Below are 17,846 nucleotides of genomic sequence, written 5' to 3'. Positions count from 1 at the left end.
AAATGGGGCGATCGAGGGGTCTTGAACCCCCGACCTCCGGTACCACAAACCGGCGCTCTAACCAACTGAGCTACGATCGCCACAGGCCGCGCGCTAAAAAGCCGCATTGCGCCGCGGTGCATAGGGACAGCGAGTGGCAATCGTCAAGCATTTAGCAAGGTGAGTTTCAATTAAAACGCATCCCCGCGCTGCCGATGGACGAGCCGGGCGGGTTGCCGTCCGGCGTCGATCAGGGCCCGCTCCTCGACCAGTGCGCTTTGCATCTCGACCGCCAGATCGACGCGAAACCAGCGTGTGGTGAGCTTGGTCTGGCTTTGCACCTCGGCGGACGCCGCCAGACTCGCGGGATAGGATTGCCCCCAGAAATCATTCAGACTGCCATAGCCCAGCTCCGGTCGTCGCCCCAGAAATTGCCGAGCCGGTGTCAGGTCCGAAGGCGTTGCGCCGAGCATCGCTAGCAAGATCGCCTGCTCCGGGCGCAACGTGTTGATATTGATCGGCGAGAGATCAGTGGTCGGCAGGGCACAGATCCAGGGAGCCACGCGGACGAATATGTCATCCGAAACACCCTTGATCGTTCGCAATTCGCTGACATCGACGATCAGGGCATTGGCCGTGCGATAGGGATTTTCCAGCTGCAGATAATATTGGTCCTCTGCCCCGCGCGGTGCAGCGACGCTGTCACTGTCAATCCAGTCAGCCACCGACTCCGCAATATCGGCGGCATCGCCGTCCAATATGCCCAGCATGATCATCAGCCGGGAGAATTGCGCCATACCCTCCGGTCGCGCGGTAAGGACCGCTTCCTGCTGGGTGACGAGGCTGTTGATATTGAAACAATTGCCTCCGTCGGACAGCGCAGCTGTAATAAGCCCGCCGGGCACCGGAAATTGCTGTTCGCGGTCGTTCCATCCCCCCATATTGACGGTCCGACCAGGAGAAGCTGATACAATCTGCGCAGCAGATTCCATTCCAATTGATTCGGCGGCGATCAGATAGGCTTTGGCCTGCGACAATTCCCGAGCGTTGGAGGCGAGTTTGGTCGCGCCCGCCAACCGGTCGATGCCATGCGCCGCGAGTATCGCAATCACCGCTACGAGCAGCAATACCGTCAGCAGCGCTGCACCGCGCTCCTTTTCGGTTCCGATTTGGCGTATCCGCTTCACAGATAGCCCGTCCCAACCAGAAACAGATGCCGGTACCGCCGCCCTTCCTGGTCAAACTGCATCTCGATTGCGCGAGGCAATTCCGCCAATCTTTCGGTCTCCCACTGGTTCGACCACTGCCCTCGCTTGTCGCGAAAACGCAGCTCGAGTGTGTCGACACCCGATATCAGGACTGCTGGCTGATCGATAGACCCGCCGTCGGTCATCCGATATCGCCATCGTTCCAGATTGCCCTCCGCCAGCCGATATTCAACCCGTTCCAGATTCGATCGGGCTTCGCCGTTGATATTGCTTTGCCCTCCCCTCGTGAATTTCAGGAAAGCCGCCTCCGGTCCGCCGGTTTCGCTGGCGAAGGCCGCCTGCCGGTCGCCGCGATCATCCCGGGCCGTCCGCGGCAAGGCTTGGCTCAAATCGGCTTCCATCAAGGAAACGAAGCGCTGCATTTCTGCCATTTGACCCAGATTCTCTGCGGTCACCTCGTCACTGTCGACGGCAGATCGCAGCATGATCACTCCCGCAACCGACAGCATGGCGAAAATGAACAGCGCCACCATCATCTCGACCAGAGTGAAGCCATTGCGCTCTCGGACAATCGGGGAAATTCTTTGCATCAACCTCGCTTATATTCAGATTGGCTGAAGTCGCAAAGAGCGGTTGCGAACAACAGAGATTCATTTATCTTATAGCTGGGCAGTTAGAAACAGTTTTGGACGTTCGTATGACAGAGGCCAATAATACATCGGCTGACTATCTCGTCGCATTGGGAAAGGTGCAGCGTTTTCCGCGCAAGGAAATAGAATTATGCATATTGAAAAACTTCCTGAACCCGGAAGAATGCAGCAAGCTGATCGCGCTGATCGACGAAAAACGGCGCCCTTCCGATATTGCCGATCCCAATGGTGATGATTATTTCCGGACCAGCGAGACCTGCGACCTCGACCATTCAAATGCTTTCGTGGCTGAAATCGATGCGAAAATCTGCAATTTTGCAGATATGGATGCACAATTTGGCGAACCGCTGCAAGGTCAACGCTATGCTGTCGGCCAAGAATTCAAGGCGCACACGGATTTTTTTGATCCCCATGGCGGCGATTTCCAGAAATATTGTTCCGTCTCCGGGCAACGTAGCTGGACTTTCATGATCTATCTCAACGAACCTGACGCCGGTGGGGCCACCCGCTTCACACATTTCAAGAAAATCTTCACCCCGGAAACTGGAACCATGCTGTGCTGGAACAACTGCAATGCCGATGGCTCGGTGAACAGCTGGACCCTGCATCATGGGATGAAGGTCCGAAAAGGGACGAAATATGTGATCACGAAATGGTTCCGCGAAAAGCCGTGGCCATGGATCCGTTAGTCCATTGCGTCTGATAGAATGAAACTCCTGCGCTATCGGCCCGGCCCCGGGATGATGGTTTCCGCCGCCTTCATCGGGCCAGGTACCGTCACCGCCTGTACTTTGGCAGGAGCAAATTTCGGCTTCGCCCTGCTATGGGCGCTGGTCTTTGCCACGATCACCACCATCATTCTCCAGTCCTTCGCGATCCGCATTGCGCTCGCAACTCAACTGGGACTGGCGGAAGCGATGATGAAGACCATCAAATCGCCGATCGTTCGTGTCCTGGCGGCGCTGCTGCTGATCTCTGCTCTGGTGATAGGCAATGCCGCCTACGAGGCCGGCAATATGGCCGGGGCTGCACTGGGGCTGGAAGCCGTAAACGGCGGCCCCTTGGCTTTTGGCATCGCACCTGTCATCATCGCCACTGCGCTGTTCGCATCAACCATGCTGGTTTTTTCGAAACCCAAATGGATAGAGAAAATCCTGATAGCGCTGGTGATGCTGATGAGCGCGGCCTTTATCCTGACATTCCTGCTCATCCGGCCGGATCTTGGGGCTCTGTTGAAGGGTTTTGTACCAGCCATTCCGGAGGGTGGCTTGATGACCGCGATCGCGCTGATCGGTACCACGATCGTTCCCTATAACCTGTTTCTGCATGCCGCCAGCGTGCGCGACCGCTGGACCGCAGAACAGCTGCCCGAAGCCCAGTTGGATAACACGATTTCGATCGGTATCGGCGGCCTGGTGTCGATGACGATATTGGCAACGGCCGCGGCCAGTCTTTTTGGAAGCGGCAAGACAATCGAAAATGCAGTGGATATGGCGCAGCAGCTCACTCCCCTGTTCGGAAGCCTTGCCACCGTTACGCTTGGTGTGGGTCTGTTTGCGGCAGGCCTGACCTCCGCCATCACTGCCCCGCTGGCTACGGGTTATATTGTCCAGGAAATTTTCAAATCTTCCCACTCGCGCAGACCATTTCAAGTCGGCGCGCTGATTGTGATTGCAACAGGAACGCTCGCCTCATTGTTGGGATATCGCCCGGTTGAACTGATTTTCGTCGCCCAGATTGCCAACGGGTTGCTGTTACCCATCGTAGCGATTTTTCTAATCAGGCTGGCGAACAACAAGGAGCTGCTGGGGGCCCATGCTAACGGGCTCATGGCCAATATCCTTGGGGCAGCTATTCTGCTGGTCACAAGTGCCCTGGGTTTCCGTTTGATCGCCCGTGCGCTAGGGTTCTGGCCATGACATCGGTGATCGATCTCAATGCGGACCTTGGCGAGGATGAAAGCGTGGAGGGAACCACGCGCGACATAGCGATCATGGACACCGTTTCCAGTTGCAACATTGCCTGCGGCGGCCACGCTGGTTCGCCAGCATCGATGCGGACCATGCTGGTAGCCGCAAAGTTGAGGCCTATCGCTGCCGGAGCCCATCCCTCATACCCGGATCGCAGCGGTTTCGGGAGACAATCGATGGACATCTCACTGGAAGAACTGGAAGCATGTTTGACAGATCAGCTGCGCGATATCACGGCCATTGCGGCCGAGGTCGGCGTGCCGCTGACCCATCTCAAGCCTCATGGTGCCCTGTACAACGATGCCCAGGATGAGCCGGCCCTTGCTGCCCTGCTGGTGAAGAAGGCTGCAACGGCCAATCTTGGGCTGGTCAGCATGCCGGGTTCACTTGTCCAGCAATTGGCCGCGGAGCAAAAGATTTCGTTCATTGCCGAAGCCTTTATAGATCGGCGATATACCCCTGCCGGCAGACTGGTCCCGCGCGGCGAAGCGGGGGCCGTGATAGCGGACGAGGAAGACCGCATTGGCCAGGGACTGGCGCTTGCAACAGGCACCTCACTGACCGCGCAGGACGGAAGCGCGCTGTTCCTGAAGGCCGACAGCCTTTGTGTCCATTCGGATAGCGATGGAGCACTGGAAACGGCAAAAAATATGCGTCTGGCGCTCGAAAAAGCCGGAATCATGGTGGGATCTGCACAATAGTGCCCGAAAATGCACCCCTGATTCATATCTGCGACGACTGGATCAGCATTACATTGTCCGACCGGGAGTCGGTTCTGGCAGCGCAAGCCGCTTTTGCTGCCAGCGGGGGCTGGACTGAAATCGTCCCCGGCATGGATAGTATCGCGGTCCAGTTTGACCCCTGCATGCTTTCTCCCGATGATGCCGCCCGCCTGACAAGGCACCAACTGAAGAGTGCGACAAGCGTAAACCCAGAATCGACGACCATGGTCACGATTCCCGTATGCTACGAAGGGGACCTGGCTCCGGACCTTGCATTTGTTGCCGAGAAAATCGGAATCGAGACAGATGCGTTCCGCGACTGGCACACATCCCGCCCGCAACAGGTAGCCATGCTGGGCTTCATGCCCGGCTTTGCCTATCTCGAAAGTCCCGATCCCAGTCCCGCCATTGGCCGGCTGGCAGATCCTAGGCAATTGGTCCACGCCGGTTCCGTTGGTATCATCGGACGGCAAAGCTGCATATATTCCTTCGACAGTCCTGGCGGATGGCCGATTATCGGTCGCACCCCGCTCCTGCTGTTTGATCCGGCACAAGAGCAGCCGGCCTTGCTTTCCGCCGGACAGTCGGTGCGGTTCGAGACGATTTCGCGGCAGACTTTCGATCAGTGGCCGCGAACCACCGCCAAATGAGCATCAGGGTTCTGAAGGCTGGCCTGCAAACAACATTGCAGGGCGATCCTTTCCGAGGTCATCGCCATCTCGGCATGCCGTCTGCCGGAGCCGCCGATGCCCTCTCGCTGGCGCTGGCGAATTTTCTGGTTGGCAAGTCCAGTGGCGCCTTAGCCTTTGAAATCACGCTTACGGATGCGATTTTCGAGATAACGGAGCCATGTCTGATCGCCGTGGTGGGATCCGCAGAATTCGTTCGAATCAATGGCAAGGGTTCACCGCAGCACCAGACAAAGGCTGTTGTCCCGGGCGACTCGCTCCATATCGGGCCGAGCCTTGCCGGCTGCCGGACCTATCTTGCGACATCCGCAGAAATCTGTGCCGAGAAATTGCTCGGCGGAAAATCAACCTATCTCGTTGCGGGGCTGGGCGGCTTTCATGGCCGGGCCCTCAAAGACCGGGATATTATTCCGTTTTTGCGAGATTTTTCAGCTGATAATATTGACTTGGCCACGCCGCCAGCGCTCCGGCCGCACTACAGCCACGATCATGTGCTGAGGGTCACCCCGGGTCCGGAAGGGAACGGCCCGACCGAAGAACTGATGCGGCATTTTTGTCACGATTCTTATACTGTCGGTGCCCGAGCCAGCCGCATGGGCATGATGCTCGAGGGGGCACCTCTCGGAGCCGGAATATTCTCGAACATGCCAAGCGCCGCAGTGTTTCCCGGGACAATACAGTTGCCGCCAAGTGGCAAGCCTTATTTGCTTGGCCCCGATGCCCAGACTACCGGAGGCTATCCCAGAATCGCGCAGGTCATACGTGCCGACCGTCATCTGATCGGACAATTGCGACCGGGTTCACGAGTTCAGTTTGTACAGACCACAACGGCACGGGCGACAGAAATCTATCGGGAAAAACTTTCCCTGCTGAGTTCCTGGCTTGGGCAGATCGATTTATGGTAATTTATTGAGGTACTTAAACCTCGATACAGTTCAGCTCTTTTTGAGCGACAAACCACCAAAACGTTTATTGAAGCGAGCCACCTGGCCACCCTGGTCGAGCAGACGCTGGTTGCCGCCGGTCCATGCCGGGTGCGACGAAGGATCGATATCCAGTTGCAGCGTATCACCCTCTTTGCCCCAAGTTGAGCGGGTTTGATAGGTGGTGCCATCGGTCATCTGAACGGTGATCATGTGATAGTCGGGATGCGTATCGGATTTCATTTTCGGCTCCTAAACGGGCTGGTTACCGACCAGACCCAAAGCGAATAAATTGAACGGAAGCGGCCCATTAACCGCCACATGGCAAAAGGGCAAGATTCTTTTGTAAAAGCTTATGCCGAAGGCGGGTCGGCGATCATTGCGGTAAAGCTGGCTTCGGCTGCCAGTTTGTCGCCAATCATCGCCCGACCGGAAAATTTGCAGACGCGCGCGCGTTTCTGCTCGAATTTTACGTTCAGGGTCAACAAGCAGCCTGGCTCCACCGGTTGACGAAACTTCGCACCGTCTATGGCCATGAAATAGACCAGCTTGCCCGACCCGACCATATCAAAGCTTTCCATGGCGAGAACGCCGGCCGCCTGGGCCAGCGCTTCGACAATCATCACGCCGGGCATGATCGGTCGGCCCGGAAAATGCCCCTGGAAAAAACCTTCGTTCATCGTAACGGCCTTCACCGCCCGGATGGATTCATTCTTTACGAGCTCATCCACCCGGTCAACCAGAAGCATGGGATAGCGATGCGGTAGCACCGCCATCACTTTGGTTACATCATAGTTGAGCGGTTCGGTCATCGACGATCAACTAGCGGCTAGAGGGCTGGGCCGCTGGTGGCTGTTGTTGTTGCTGAGCAGCCTGGGTGCGTGCACTCGCCACGAGCAGTTGCTGGAGTTGCTGGTGGAGAGATACCGTGTTGCGCTGTGGCTGCCATTGGGCTGGAGGCGTGGTGCTGACGGTTGGCACTCTTGTGTCCAAAACCGTTGTGATGGCATCAGTGACGTCGGTCTGTGGTGGCGCATAAATAAACGCATCAGGGCTGAGAATAACGCCTATTTTCTTGTCGGAGACGACCTGCTGCTGAGCATTGGAATATTCTTTGAAAATATTTTCGACAGCGAACATCTGGGCCATGATTGCCGGCGTTTGCAGTCGCTGAATTTCGTTTTCTTCTGTCTCGATTAAATTCAATACCGGGTTTTTCGCTCTGACAGCCGCATCAAGCTCTTCCTGGGTCAACTGCTTGTTATTGTCGGTATCCAGTTGCGCGCGCAGATCATTCAACGTTTTGTTGCGTGCGTCAATCTGATCAAAACTGGACTTATACTGCGTTCCGATCTGGGAATAGGCAGCCGAGAAAGCCTTTGTTCTGGCAATGGCAATCGTCGGGTTCGCCGTTGCAATACCAGAAACCTGTGCGTTCGCTACTGAACCGAGGGCGAGCGGAGCCGCTGTAACGGCAAGAACAGTAAGTGCGGTTTTGAGAAAATATGTCATCAGAATTGTGTTCCTACATTGAAGGTGAAAAGTTTGGTATCATCGCCTGGCTCTTTTAGCAGGGCTCTGGCGATGTCGATCCTGAAAGGACCAAATGGTGAATTCCAATTTACGCCAAAGCCTACTGAAACGCGAGGGCTGGCAGAATCCCCGAAAAACTGTTCGACAAAATTGGTCGCAATGGAATTGGGATTACCGTTGGCGTCAACCGCATCTAGCGTGACCGTTGCATTGCCATCGGCGTCGACGGTCAAGAATTCGGGTGCAACGCCAATTGCGTTGCCGTCGGCATCAAAGATTGTCCGCTGCCGCTGTGTCTGCAAATCCGTGAGCAGCAAAGGCCGGGCAACTTTAAATACGGCTCCGACATCGACAAAAATCGAAGGGCGCAATCCCAGTTCGCGCGCACCCGATCCCAGTGGAATTTCAAGTTCTGCGCGGCCCAGATAATAAGCGCGGCCACCGATGGCATCATCGGTCTGACGGCCGTTGGTTGCTTCCACAATCTCGTTGATCGGATTGCCATTGGCATCGAGCCCCGGGATGGTTGCCGAACGGACGACGCGCGGCCCGACGCCCCGAATATCAAAACCGCGTATCTGGGGCTCGCCCAGGAAGAACCGGTCGGTCAGCCGGACATCATCAATGCCATCCCCCGGAGTCACGGATCGACTTTCCAAGGGGTGAATATATCCACCTTCACCACTGACCGTAAAGATAAAGTCCCCGAGTACACGCCAGTGCTTGGAGGCGTTCAAACGACCCCGTACATATTTGACGCTTCCCCCCAAGCCGGCAAAGTCGAGGCTGCCGACGATCGACTGGCCCCGAGTTGGCCGGATCCTGTTATCACGATCATCATAAATCAGTGATGTACCGATCGAAGACGTTGTTCGGGCACCGAGTGCGTCGCAAAGAAACCGTCCCGCGATGATCGGGTCACAAGCATCCGCCGGACTGTTCCCTCTTATTCCGTCACCATTGCTATCGGTGAAGAACAAGGTTGGTTCCAGCGTCACGTCATCCTGACTGAGACCATAGCGGAAGGAAGCGGACAGATATTCGGTAATGGGAACACCGGCACGGATCTGAAAGCCTGTGGTCAGCTGCTCGAAGGTGGTTTCGCGGTTGTTGTTGACGAAGTTAAAGCTGTTTAAATCGCGCCGGAAAACATCGGCGCCGACAGCGATATTGCGGTCGAACAGATAGGGCTCGGTAAATCCGAGCTCGATCGATTGCGAGAAACTGGAATAGCTGACACTTGCACGCAATTCCTGGCCTTTACCACGGAAGTTGCGTTGCCGCACGGATGCCTGAAGAATGAAATTCTCGACGCTGGAGAAGCCTGCTGAAAGTTGCAGTTCCCCGGTCGCTCTTTCTTCAACATTGGCTTCCAGAATAATTCGGTCGGGCGCGCTGCCCTGCTTCTGCTCGATTTCCAGAGTTTCCTGGAAAAAGCCCAATGACTTGATGCGGTTTGCCGAGCGTTTGACCTGAAAACTGTTGAATGCATCGCCTTCATTCAGGCGGAACTCCCGACGCACGACCTTGTCCTGGGTCAGGGTGTTCCCGTTAATGTCGATCCGCTCGACATAGACACGATCACTTTCCGCGACCTGGAACAGGATATCCATGGTCAGCGTTTCTTTGTTCCGCGAAAATTGCGGGCGGACGTCAGCAAAAGCATAGCCGAACAGCCCGGCGGTTTCCGACAGTCGCTCGACCGTGTCTTCAACCTGCTTGGCGTTATAGAAATCTCCGGATTTCATGGGCAGCTGCGGAGTCAGGAATTCCGGGGTGAAATCGCGAATTTCACTTTCAACCAAAACTTCGCCAAACTTGTAGCGTTCCCCTTCTTCCACGACATAGGTGATGATAAAATCACGCTTGTCCGGGGTGAGTTCGGCAACGGCCGAGATCACACGAAAATCCGCATAGCCTTCGGTCAAATAGAATTGGCGTAGCTTCTGCTGGTCAAAGGCCAAGCGATCCGGATCATATGTATCGCTGGAGCTGAAGAAACGATAAAAGCGCGATTGCTTGGTAACCATTTCTCCGCGCAGCTTGCCATCGGAAAATTCTTCGTTGCCGATGATATTGATCTGCTGAACCTTGGATTTGGGTCCTTCGTTTATCTCGAAAACAATATCCACGCGATTCTGGTCCAGTTGCACCATTTTTGGTTCAACATTCGCCGCGAATCGACCTTTGCGCTTGTAGAGCTCGATGATTCTGGCCACATCGGCCCGGACTTTCGAGCGTGTATATATTTGCCGCGGAGCCAGGCGGATCTCGGGAAAGATAGCATCTTCCTTGATCCGCTTGTTGCCTTCCAGCAAAATGCGGTTGATCACCGGATTCTCGACAACCTCGATAACCACAGCACCCTGATCATTCCGGATACTGACATCCTTGAACAATTCTGTTTCAAACAGATCCTTCAGGGCCTGATCGGCAGCTTCCTGTGTATAGGGCTGTCCGACGCGCAATTTCATATAGGACAGGACCGTCGTCGGCTCCAGTCTCTGGGAACCATTGACGACAATCGACTGAATTGTGTCATTTGCCGGCACTGCTGGCGTAATTTGCTCAACTTCCTGCGCTTGCGCAGAAACCGCTGCGCCACCCAAAATCGTGCCGCACATTAACAAGGGCAAAAGCCGCTTTTTATGATTCACAGACAAACTCGCTTTCACACCATAAACCAAAAATAAATCGAAACCGGTGCCAACGCACCAACTTCGCCAACCCCCTGCCCCAATGCAGCGTGTCAATCAATGGTCAATCAGCCGGATATAGACCGGAACAGGCCAAATGACGTTAAATCGTTAAATGTGACGACCAGCATGAACACCATGACAAGGGCCAATCCGGACCGAAACGCCCATTCCTGCACTTTTGCACTGGCGGGCCTTCTTCGCACCGCTTCAATTGCATAGAACATCAGATGCCCTCCATCGAGCATCGGGATTGGCAGCAAGTTGATGAACCCCAAGTTAATTGAGATCAGGGCGACAAAACGAATGAAGCTTTCCAGACCCAGCTTGAACTGTTCACCGGAAACCTGAGCAATTTTGAGCGGACCGCCGAGCTCTTTGATCGACCGCTTGCCAGTGATCACCTGACCCAGGGTGGTCGTGATTTGGCCCACGATAGCAATGGTTTTGTCGACCGCAACAGCGGGCGCTTCCAGCGGACTGACCTCGCGCCATTCCACCTGGCTGGAGGACATGCCCAATTGCCCCAACCGATATTCGTTGCCAAACCTGTCCTTCATTATGTGGACACCAATCTTCGCCTGCCTGGCGATCGGCTGGCCGTCGCGTTCGTAGACAATTTCAACGCTCTGATCGGGAATCATCATCAATTTCTGCCGCAGATCGTCAAACAGTTCGATTTTCTCGCCGTCTACCGACAGGACCCGGTCGCCAGGCTTCATGCCGATCGCCGCTGCGGTCGAATTGGGTGAAATTGCACTTGCCACCGGAAGGGTCGCGCTGGTGCCATAAGCGATGACAAAACCCATGATGATCAGAATGGCGAAGATGAAATTGATCGCCGGACCGGCAAAAACGATCGCGGCGCGCTGCCAGAGGGACTTGGACTGAAAGGTCTGGTTGCGTTCCGCAGCCGGCAGGCTGAGCCAGTCTTTGCTCCTGGTGCCAGATGGGTCCATATCGCCGGCGAACTGAACATAGCCGCCTAGTGGCAACATACAGACTTTCCAGCGTGTTCCGCGCTTGTCGGTCCATCCGGCAATTTCCTTGCCAAATCCGATGGCAAATGTCTCGGCCTTGACGCCGAACCAGCGGCCGACCAGATAATGCCCCATTTCGTGCACGAAGACGAGCACGCCAATGACGATCAGAAACGCCAAAAGCGTCAGCAGAATACCGGGATTATCCGTCAAACCTTCAATTCCTCGACCAGTTGCTTGGTCCGAACGCGCGCTTCTTCGTCGATCGCGAAAATATCCGCCAATTCGCTCGGCTCCGGCGGGCTATAACTATCTAGCAGCCGGGTTACAATCTCTGTGATGTCCAGAAACTGAACCGCTCGATCGAGAAATGCTGCCACGGCTATTTCATTGGCAGCGTTGAGCATCGCCGGCTGAGCACCGCCTGCCATGATGGCAGCCCTCGCAATCCTGGTGGCCGGGAAGCGGACTTCATCGGGCCGTTCGAATTCCAGCTTGCCGATTTCGGCCAGATTGAGCGGTTCGCAATTGGTGATCATCCGCTCTGGCCAAGCCAAAGCGCTGGCAATCGGTATCCGCATGTCCGGAGAACCCAGCTGTGCCAGCGTTGAGCAGTCCCGATATTCGACCATGGAATGAACCACCGACTGCGGATGCACCAAAATTTCGATATTTTCGAGACCGACCGGGAAAAGATGGTGGGCCTCGATCAGTTCCAGACCCTTGTTCATCATGGTTGCGCTGTCGACGGAAATTTTGGCACCCATGTCCCAATTGGGATGCGCGACCGCCTGCTCCGGCGTAACAGTGGCCATCTGCTCTCGCGTCCATGTGCGAAACGGCCCGCCGCTGGCGGTCAGGGTGATCTTGCGGACCTGATCGATTTTGCCGCCCTGCAAGGACTGGAATATCGCATTATGTTCAGAATCGACGGGCAATAACGTCGCCCCGGCTTTTCGGGCCTCGGTGATCATCAGCGCGCCAGCGGACACGAGCGCTTCCTTGTTAGCCAAGGCAACCGTCTTGCCGCAGCGCAAGGCTTCGAGCGTGGGCGGGAGGCCGGCGCAGCCCACAATCGCCGCCATCGTCCAGTCGGCCTGCAAAGCAGCCGCGGCAATCAGCGCCTCCGGCCCGCTGGCGACCTCAATCGAAGTTCCGGCCAAAAGCTGCCTGAGTTCCCCATAAGCAGCATCATCGGCAACGACTGCAATCTGTGCTGAAAATTCCCTGGCCAGCGCAGCCAGTTGCGAAGCGTTCCGGTTCGCGGTCAGGGCAATGATTTCATATTGTCCGGGATGCTGACGAATGAGATCCAGGGTCGACTGCCCGACCGAACCTGTTGCGCCAAAGATGGAGACCGACTTTGTCATGACGATGCGGACAGGCTTTCAGCGAGCATGATCAGGGCGACGACAGGGGCGACAGGGATGAGCCCGTCGAGACGATCCATTACGCCGCCATGACCGGGGAAGATCGTGCCGCTGTCTTTCGCCCCCGCCTTCCGCTTGAGCCAGCTTTCAAACAGGTCGCCCATTTGCGCAAGCACCGCCAAGGGGACGCTGAGCAGCACAAGATATAAGGGAAGCTCCCAGTAGATGTGCAGCAAATAGCTGACCGCAACCGTCAAGGCGACGCCGCCGATCAGGCCAGCCCAGGTTTTGTTAGGGCTGACTTTCGGTGCCAGCTTCGGTCCGCCGATCGCACGACCGGAAAAATAGGCACCGATATCGGTCGCCCAGACCAACGCGAGCGTCCAGAAAACGATCAATATCCCATTGTCGATATCCCGCAGATAGACGATCGCCAAAGCGGGAAGGCCGGCATAGAACACACCGGCCGCCAGCTTGAGTGACCGATCGAAAACCGACACAAACATTGCAGCACCCATGATCAGGCCGAGCGCGAGAAAGGATGGCCCTGCCGCCCAAGGCGACATGATCGCCAGCGGTACCGACAAAGCGTACATTGCCAGCAGCCGGTTTTCCTGACGGCCGGTCAATCCTGCCCATTCGCTCATGATACCAAGCGCCATCAGGACGACCAGAAACCAAAGGAATATCCCGCCAAAATATTCTGCCAGCACGGCGGCGGTAATCAGAATAACGCCCACAATGACGCGGGTTTGCAATTCCCTGGCTTTGACGGGTGCCGGAGCAACAGGATCAGCCATGTTCAGCGACCACCAAATCGTCGTTCACGATGGCCAAAGGATTCCAAGGCTCGCTCCAACTCGACCTGATCGAAATCTGGCCAAAGCGTCTCGGTAAAATATAGTTCGGCATAAGCCGCCTGCCACAAGAGGAAGTTGGACAGGCGCAATTCTCCGGACGTCCGGATCAACAGATCCAGCGGCGGCATGTCGGCTGTATCCAGAGCGCCGGCAATATGTCCAAGATTGATCGCTTCCGGCTGAATTTCGCCCGATTTCACACCTTGTGCAATATGCTGGACCGCTCGCAGCATTTCGTCCTGAGAACCATAGTTGAGCGCCACAGCCAGCGTCATTTTGCTATTGCCCGACGTTTTTTCAATCGCATTGTCGATCATTGCCACAATATCGGCGTCAAGCACCCTGTAATTGCCGATGACCTTCAACCGGACACCATTTTCGACAAATTCGTCAATGTCAGACTGAATATATTGTCGCAGCAACCCCATGAGATCGCTGATTTCTTCTTCCGGTCGATTCCAGTTTTCTGATGAAAAGGCGTAGAGAGTCATGGCTTCTACACCCATTTTTCCGGCCACACGGACAATGTTGCGGACTGTCTCGACGCCTTTTTTATGGCCCAGCGCGCGCGGCAGATGCTTGCGCTTTGCCCATCGGCCATTACCATCCATGATGATTGCGACATGACGCGCACCATATGTCGGGTCAGCTATACCGACTGTGCCGGGCACAGGATCTCCAGAACCGTTCTTGGAACGCGCGAGCTTCACTGGGTCAGGATTTCCTGCTCTTTCGCCTCGGACAACTTGTCGGCTTCGGCAATCATCTCGTCGGTCAGCTTCTGAACTTCGGTCTCGAGTCGCTTCTTGTCATCTTCGCTGATTTCCTTCTTGCTCTCGTCGGCTTTCAGATCATCCATGCCGTCACGCCGGACGTTGCGAATAGCGATGCGGGCCTTTTCGGCGAATTGCCCGGTCAGCTTCGCGAGATCCTTTCGGCGTTCCTCGGTAAGGTCCGGGATCGGAAGCCGGATATTGGGACCATCAACCATAGGGTTCAATCCCAGGCCAGCCGAACGGATCGCCTTTTCCACCGGTTGAATATTGCCCTTGTCCCAGACCTGTACCGACAACATGCGTGGTTCGGGTACGGACACGGTCGCGACCTGATTGAGCGGCATGTTCGAACCGTAAACCTCAACCTTGATGGTATCCAGAAGGGCGATATTGGCCCGTCCGGTTCGCAGACCGCTCAAATCGTGCTTGAGCGCTTCGAGCGCGCCGTTCATCCGCTTTTGCAGGTCGGCCTTGTCATATTTTGCCATTGCTGTTTCCTCTAATATTATTCGGTTGTTCCGACCATGGTCGCGGTTCCACCGCCACCCAGGACGGTCGCCAGATTGCCCTGCTCCCGGATCGAAAAGACGACAATCGGTATCTTGTTTTCGCGGCATAGCGCGACGGCGCTGGCATCCATCACCTTCAGATTATCGCTCAAAACCTGATCGAAGCTCAACTCCTTATAGCGGATCGCGGCGGAGTCGAGTTTCGGATCGGCATTGTAGACACCATCGACACTGGTGCCCTTGAAAAGCGCCTCACAGCCCATTTCCGCTGCTCGCAATGCCGCAGCCGTATCGGTGGTAAAATAGGGATTCCCCGTTCCGGCGGCAAAAATGACGATCCGGCCCTTTTCCAGATGCCGCACGGCCTTGCGCCGGATATAAGGCTCGCAAACGCTCGCCATCGGGATGGCAGACAATACCCGCGTGTCGCAGCCCATCTGCTCCAGCGCGTTCTGTACGGCCAAAGCATTCATGACGGTCGCCAGCATACCCATATAATCGGCGCTGGTCCGGTCAAAGCCTTTAGCAGCCGCAGCCAGACCCCTGAAAATATTGCCTCCGCCAACGACCAGACAGAGTTCAAACCCCGCCTCTTTCGCCGATTTGACTTCGGCCGCAATCCGATTCACCGTTTCCGGGTCGATCCCGAATTCGTTCGAGCCCATCAGGGCCTCGCCCGAAAGCTTCAGCAAAATGCGCTTGAACGCCGGTCGTTTCATGCAAATCCCATCCCGCCGGAATCATTCTCCGGCCCCAAAAACAGATATGGCGCAGACCATAGATAGTCCGCGCCATGCTGCCAAGCGTTACCGCCTGAAATATTCAATCTGTTGCTCGATTAGCCGGCAACCGCAGCAGCGACTTCCGCTGCGAAATCATCTTCTTTCTTCTCAATACCTTCGCCCAGTTGGAAGCGAACATATTCGGTCAGTTTGATTTCCACGCCAGCGTCTTTCCCGGCCTGCTCGACAACCTGTGCAACAGGTGTCTTGTTGTCCATTACGAACGTCTGGCTGAGCAGCGCATTTTCCTTGGCAAATTTTGCCATCGCGCCATCGACCATTTTCTCGATGATATTGTCCGGCTTGCCAGATTCTGCCGCTTTTTCAGTCGCGATAGCGCGCTCACGCGCCAGCAATTCCGGATCGAGGCCGTCGGCGTTCAGGGCGAGAGGAAATGCAGCCGCGATATGCATCGCAATCTGCTTGCCCAGAGGCTCCAGAACATCCGCACCAGCCGTGCTTTCCAGCGCAACCAGCACACCGATCTTGCCCATGGTTGGGGTAACGGCATTGTGAATATAGGGAACGACAAGTCCGCTCGACACCGCGACCGTCTTCATCCGGCGGATTGCCTGATTTTCACCGATCGTCGCAATATTGTTGGTCAACACGTCTTTCACTGTGCCGCCAGCAGGATAGTCGGCAGCGGCCAGCGCCTCGACATCATCGCTGTTCAGTCCCAGCGCAACATCGGTCACCTTGGCGACAAAATCCTGGAACTGGTCATTCTTGGCTACAAAATCGGTTTCGCTGTTTACTTCGACCGCGACGCCTCTGGTTCCTTCCACGGAAACGCCGACCAGGCCTTCCGCTGCCGTTCGGCTCGATTTTTTCTGTGCCGCAGCAAGGCCTTTGGTCCGCAAAAGATCGACGGCTGCTTCCACATCGCCGTTGGTTTCGCTCAGTGCCTTTTTGCAATCCATCATGCCAGCACCGGTACGCTCGCGCAGTTCTTTCACTGCTGCTGCTGTAATAGCCATTATTCGTTCCTCAATTTCTTGATCGGGAAATGTGAAATGGGGGCGACAATGATGTCGCCCCACTCTTTTTTGTTACAGTCAATATATGACCGCAAAAAGAAGCTTCAAGCTCAGGCTTTTTCGCCTGCCTTTTCGTCTTCTTTCTTGGCGGCCGGATTTTTGTCGGCAGCCTCTTTCTCTTCTGCCTTGGGCTCTTCTGCCTTGGGCTCTTCTGCCGGAGCTTCTGCAGCCGCTGTCATTTCGGCCGCTATTTCGGCAATATCGGCAACAGCGGATTCCTCTCCGGAAACCATTGCGCTGGCATTGGCCTCGCTCGAGACGATTTGCTCAACCGGCGGAGCAACCGCAGCCCCGAGATCTTCGCCCGCTGCAACCGAAGCGTCCTGGCCGCCCTTGGTGGCTGCCGCAGCGACCGATTCGCAATAAAGGCGAATCGCGCGAGCCGCGTCATCATTGCCCGGAACCGGAAATGCGATGTTGCTGGGATCAACATTGGAATCGAGAATCGCGACCACCGGAATACCCAGAACATTGGCTTCCTTGATTGCCAGTTCTTCCTTGTTCGCATCGATCACGAACATGACATCAGGAATACCGCCCATGTCACGGATACCGCCAAGCGAAAGCTCCAGCTTGATATGCTCGCGCGTCATCTGCAGGACTTCTTTCTTGGTAAAGCCGGCGGTGTCACCACCGAGCTGCTCTTCCAGGGTTTTCATCCGGCGAATCGAGTTGGAAATGGTTTTCCAGTTGGTCAGCATGCCGCCGAGCCAGCGATGGTTGACGAAATGCTGGCCGCTTGCGCGGGCTGCTTCGGCAATCGGCTCTTGCGCCTGACGCTTGGTACCGACGAACAGGACCTTGCCGCCAGCCGAAGTGGCATTGGCGATAAAGTCGAGCGCCCGTGCGAACAAGGGCACGCTCTGCGAGAGGTCAAGAATATGGACGCTGTTGCGGGCGCCGAAGATATAGGGTTTCATCTTCGGGTTCCAGCGGTGGGTCTGGTGGCCGAAATGCGCTCCGGCTTCAATCAATTGCTGTAGGGTGACGACAGGGGCCGCCATAATATTTCTCCTTATCCGGTTATGCCTCTGGAAAGCTGAGAACCTCAAACGACCTCGAAGGCCGCCATTGGCACCGGTATGAGTGCTTTCCATGTGGAATGAGCGTGCCGTTAAGGTGAAGCGGCACAAAATGCAACCACAAACTGGGCAAAGGC

Annotated in this window: 19 protein-coding genes and 1 tRNA gene; 5 read left to right on the top strand and 15 right to left on the bottom strand. The window is 55.8% G+C overall.

Annotated features, from left to right (window positions below; translation table 11 throughout):
- Window positions 1-3: 3 nt before the first annotated feature.
- The 3 genes from ACEW8J_RS09135 to gspJ all read right to left on the bottom strand — a co-directional run bounded on the left by ACEW8J_RS09135 (window position 4) and on the right by gspJ (window position 1,777).
- Window positions 4-80: transfer RNA gene (locus tag ACEW8J_RS09135), tRNA-His, on the bottom strand.
- A 90-nt stretch (window positions 81-170) separates the two neighbouring features.
- Entirely contained in the window at window positions 171-1,166 is a 996-nt protein-coding gene (gene gspK / locus ACEW8J_RS09130) for a type II secretion system minor pseudopilin GspK (RefSeq protein ID WP_373491327.1), read from the bottom strand.
- Window positions 1,163-1,777, bottom strand: coding sequence for a type II secretion system minor pseudopilin GspJ (gene gspJ, locus ACEW8J_RS09125; protein WP_373491326.1), 615 nt, complete (start codon window positions 1,775-1,777; stop codon window positions 1,163-1,165). The genes gspK and gspJ overlap by 4 nt, the downstream gene beginning before the upstream one ends.
- A gap of 107 nt (window positions 1,778-1,884) precedes the next feature.
- Here gspJ and ACEW8J_RS09120 point away from each other — a divergent pair, with 107 nt between their 5' ends.
- From ACEW8J_RS09120 to ACEW8J_RS09100, 5 genes are read left to right on the top strand one after another with little or no spacing between them, the layout of a single operon-like run.
- Entirely contained in the window at window positions 1,885-2,526 is a 642-nt protein-coding gene (locus ACEW8J_RS09120; RefSeq protein WP_373491325.1) for a prolyl hydroxylase family protein, read from the top strand.
- An 18-nt stretch (window positions 2,527-2,544) separates the two neighbouring features.
- Complete coding sequence (locus ACEW8J_RS09115; protein WP_373491324.1) at window positions 2,545-3,756, top strand: Nramp family divalent metal transporter; 1,212 nt, start codon at window positions 2,545-2,547, stop codon at window positions 3,754-3,756.
- Window positions 3,753-4,508, top strand: a complete 756-nt coding sequence (locus tag ACEW8J_RS09110; protein WP_373491323.1) for a 5-oxoprolinase subunit PxpA — start codon at window positions 3,753-3,755, stop codon at window positions 4,506-4,508. Before ACEW8J_RS09115 ends, ACEW8J_RS09110 begins: the two co-directional genes overlap by 4 nt.
- The gene (locus ACEW8J_RS09105; RefSeq protein ID WP_373491322.1) at window positions 4,508-5,179 is read left to right on the top strand and encodes an allophanate hydrolase subunit 1; all 672 of its coding nucleotides are present in this window, start codon (window positions 4,508-4,510) and stop codon (window positions 5,177-5,179) included. Before ACEW8J_RS09110 ends, ACEW8J_RS09105 begins: the two co-directional genes overlap by 1 nt.
- The gene (locus tag ACEW8J_RS09100; RefSeq protein WP_373491321.1) at window positions 5,176-6,123 is read left to right on the top strand and encodes a biotin-dependent carboxyltransferase family protein; all 948 of its coding nucleotides are present in this window, start codon (window positions 5,176-5,178) and stop codon (window positions 6,121-6,123) included. Before ACEW8J_RS09105 ends, ACEW8J_RS09100 begins: the two co-directional genes overlap by 4 nt.
- 30 nt (window positions 6,124-6,153) lie before the next feature.
- Here ACEW8J_RS09100 and rpmE read toward each other — a convergent pair whose 3' ends face one another.
- From rpmE to rpsB, 12 genes are all read right to left on the bottom strand, one after another.
- The gene (gene rpmE / locus ACEW8J_RS09095) at window positions 6,154-6,384 is read right to left on the bottom strand and encodes a 50S ribosomal protein L31 (protein WP_373491320.1); all 231 of its coding nucleotides are present in this window, start codon (window positions 6,382-6,384) and stop codon (window positions 6,154-6,156) included.
- A 110-nt stretch (window positions 6,385-6,494) separates the two neighbouring features.
- Window positions 6,495-6,953, bottom strand: coding sequence for a 3-hydroxyacyl-ACP dehydratase FabZ (gene fabZ / locus ACEW8J_RS09090; protein ID WP_373491319.1), 459 nt, complete (start codon window positions 6,951-6,953; stop codon window positions 6,495-6,497).
- Window positions 6,954-6,963: 10 nt separating this feature from the next.
- Complete coding sequence (locus ACEW8J_RS09085; RefSeq protein ID WP_373491318.1) at window positions 6,964-7,653, bottom strand: OmpH family outer membrane protein; 690 nt, start codon at window positions 7,651-7,653, stop codon at window positions 6,964-6,966.
- Entirely contained in the window at window positions 7,653-10,298 is a 2,646-nt protein-coding gene (gene bamA / locus ACEW8J_RS09080) for an outer membrane protein assembly factor BamA (RefSeq protein WP_373491348.1), read from the bottom strand. The genes ACEW8J_RS09085 and bamA overlap by 1 nt, the downstream gene beginning before the upstream one ends.
- 140 nt (window positions 10,299-10,438) lie before the next feature.
- On the bottom strand, window positions 10,439-11,563 hold the full coding sequence (gene rseP / locus ACEW8J_RS09075) for an RIP metalloprotease RseP (RefSeq protein WP_373491317.1): 1,125 nt from the start codon (window positions 11,561-11,563) through the stop codon (window positions 10,439-10,441).
- Complete coding sequence (locus ACEW8J_RS09070) at window positions 11,560-12,720, bottom strand: 1-deoxy-D-xylulose-5-phosphate reductoisomerase (protein WP_373491316.1); 1,161 nt, start codon at window positions 12,718-12,720, stop codon at window positions 11,560-11,562. The genes rseP and ACEW8J_RS09070 overlap by 4 nt, the downstream gene beginning before the upstream one ends.
- A complete protein-coding gene (locus tag ACEW8J_RS09065; protein WP_373491315.1) occupies window positions 12,717-13,520 on the bottom strand; it encodes a phosphatidate cytidylyltransferase in 804 nt (267 codons plus the stop codon). The genes ACEW8J_RS09070 and ACEW8J_RS09065 overlap by 4 nt, the downstream gene beginning before the upstream one ends.
- A gap of 2 nt (window positions 13,521-13,522) precedes the next feature.
- Window positions 13,523-14,191, bottom strand: a complete 669-nt coding sequence (uppS, locus tag ACEW8J_RS09060) for a polyprenyl diphosphate synthase (RefSeq protein ID WP_373491347.1) — start codon at window positions 14,189-14,191, stop codon at window positions 13,523-13,525.
- A gap of 95 nt (window positions 14,192-14,286) precedes the next feature.
- The gene (gene frr / locus ACEW8J_RS09055; protein WP_373491314.1) at window positions 14,287-14,844 is read right to left on the bottom strand and encodes a ribosome recycling factor; all 558 of its coding nucleotides are present in this window, start codon (window positions 14,842-14,844) and stop codon (window positions 14,287-14,289) included.
- Window positions 14,845-14,861: 17 nt separating this feature from the next.
- A complete protein-coding gene (gene pyrH, locus ACEW8J_RS09050) occupies window positions 14,862-15,584 on the bottom strand; it encodes a UMP kinase (protein WP_373491313.1) in 723 nt (240 codons plus the stop codon).
- Between the two features lie 119 nt (window positions 15,585-15,703).
- Window positions 15,704-16,627, bottom strand: a complete 924-nt coding sequence (gene tsf, locus ACEW8J_RS09045) for a translation elongation factor Ts (RefSeq protein ID WP_373491312.1) — start codon at window positions 16,625-16,627, stop codon at window positions 15,704-15,706.
- A gap of 110 nt (window positions 16,628-16,737) precedes the next feature.
- Entirely contained in the window at window positions 16,738-17,691 is a 954-nt protein-coding gene (gene rpsB / locus ACEW8J_RS09040) for a 30S ribosomal protein S2 (RefSeq protein ID WP_373491311.1), read from the bottom strand.
- Between the last annotated feature and the right edge of the window lie 155 nt (window positions 17,692-17,846).

This window comes from Parasphingorhabdus sp. (assembly GCF_041748495.1).
Taxonomy (GTDB): domain Bacteria; phylum Pseudomonadota; class Alphaproteobacteria; order Sphingomonadales; family Sphingomonadaceae; genus Parasphingorhabdus.
Note: the sequence above shows the minus strand (reverse complement) of the source record. Positions and strands in the feature narration are given on the sequence as shown.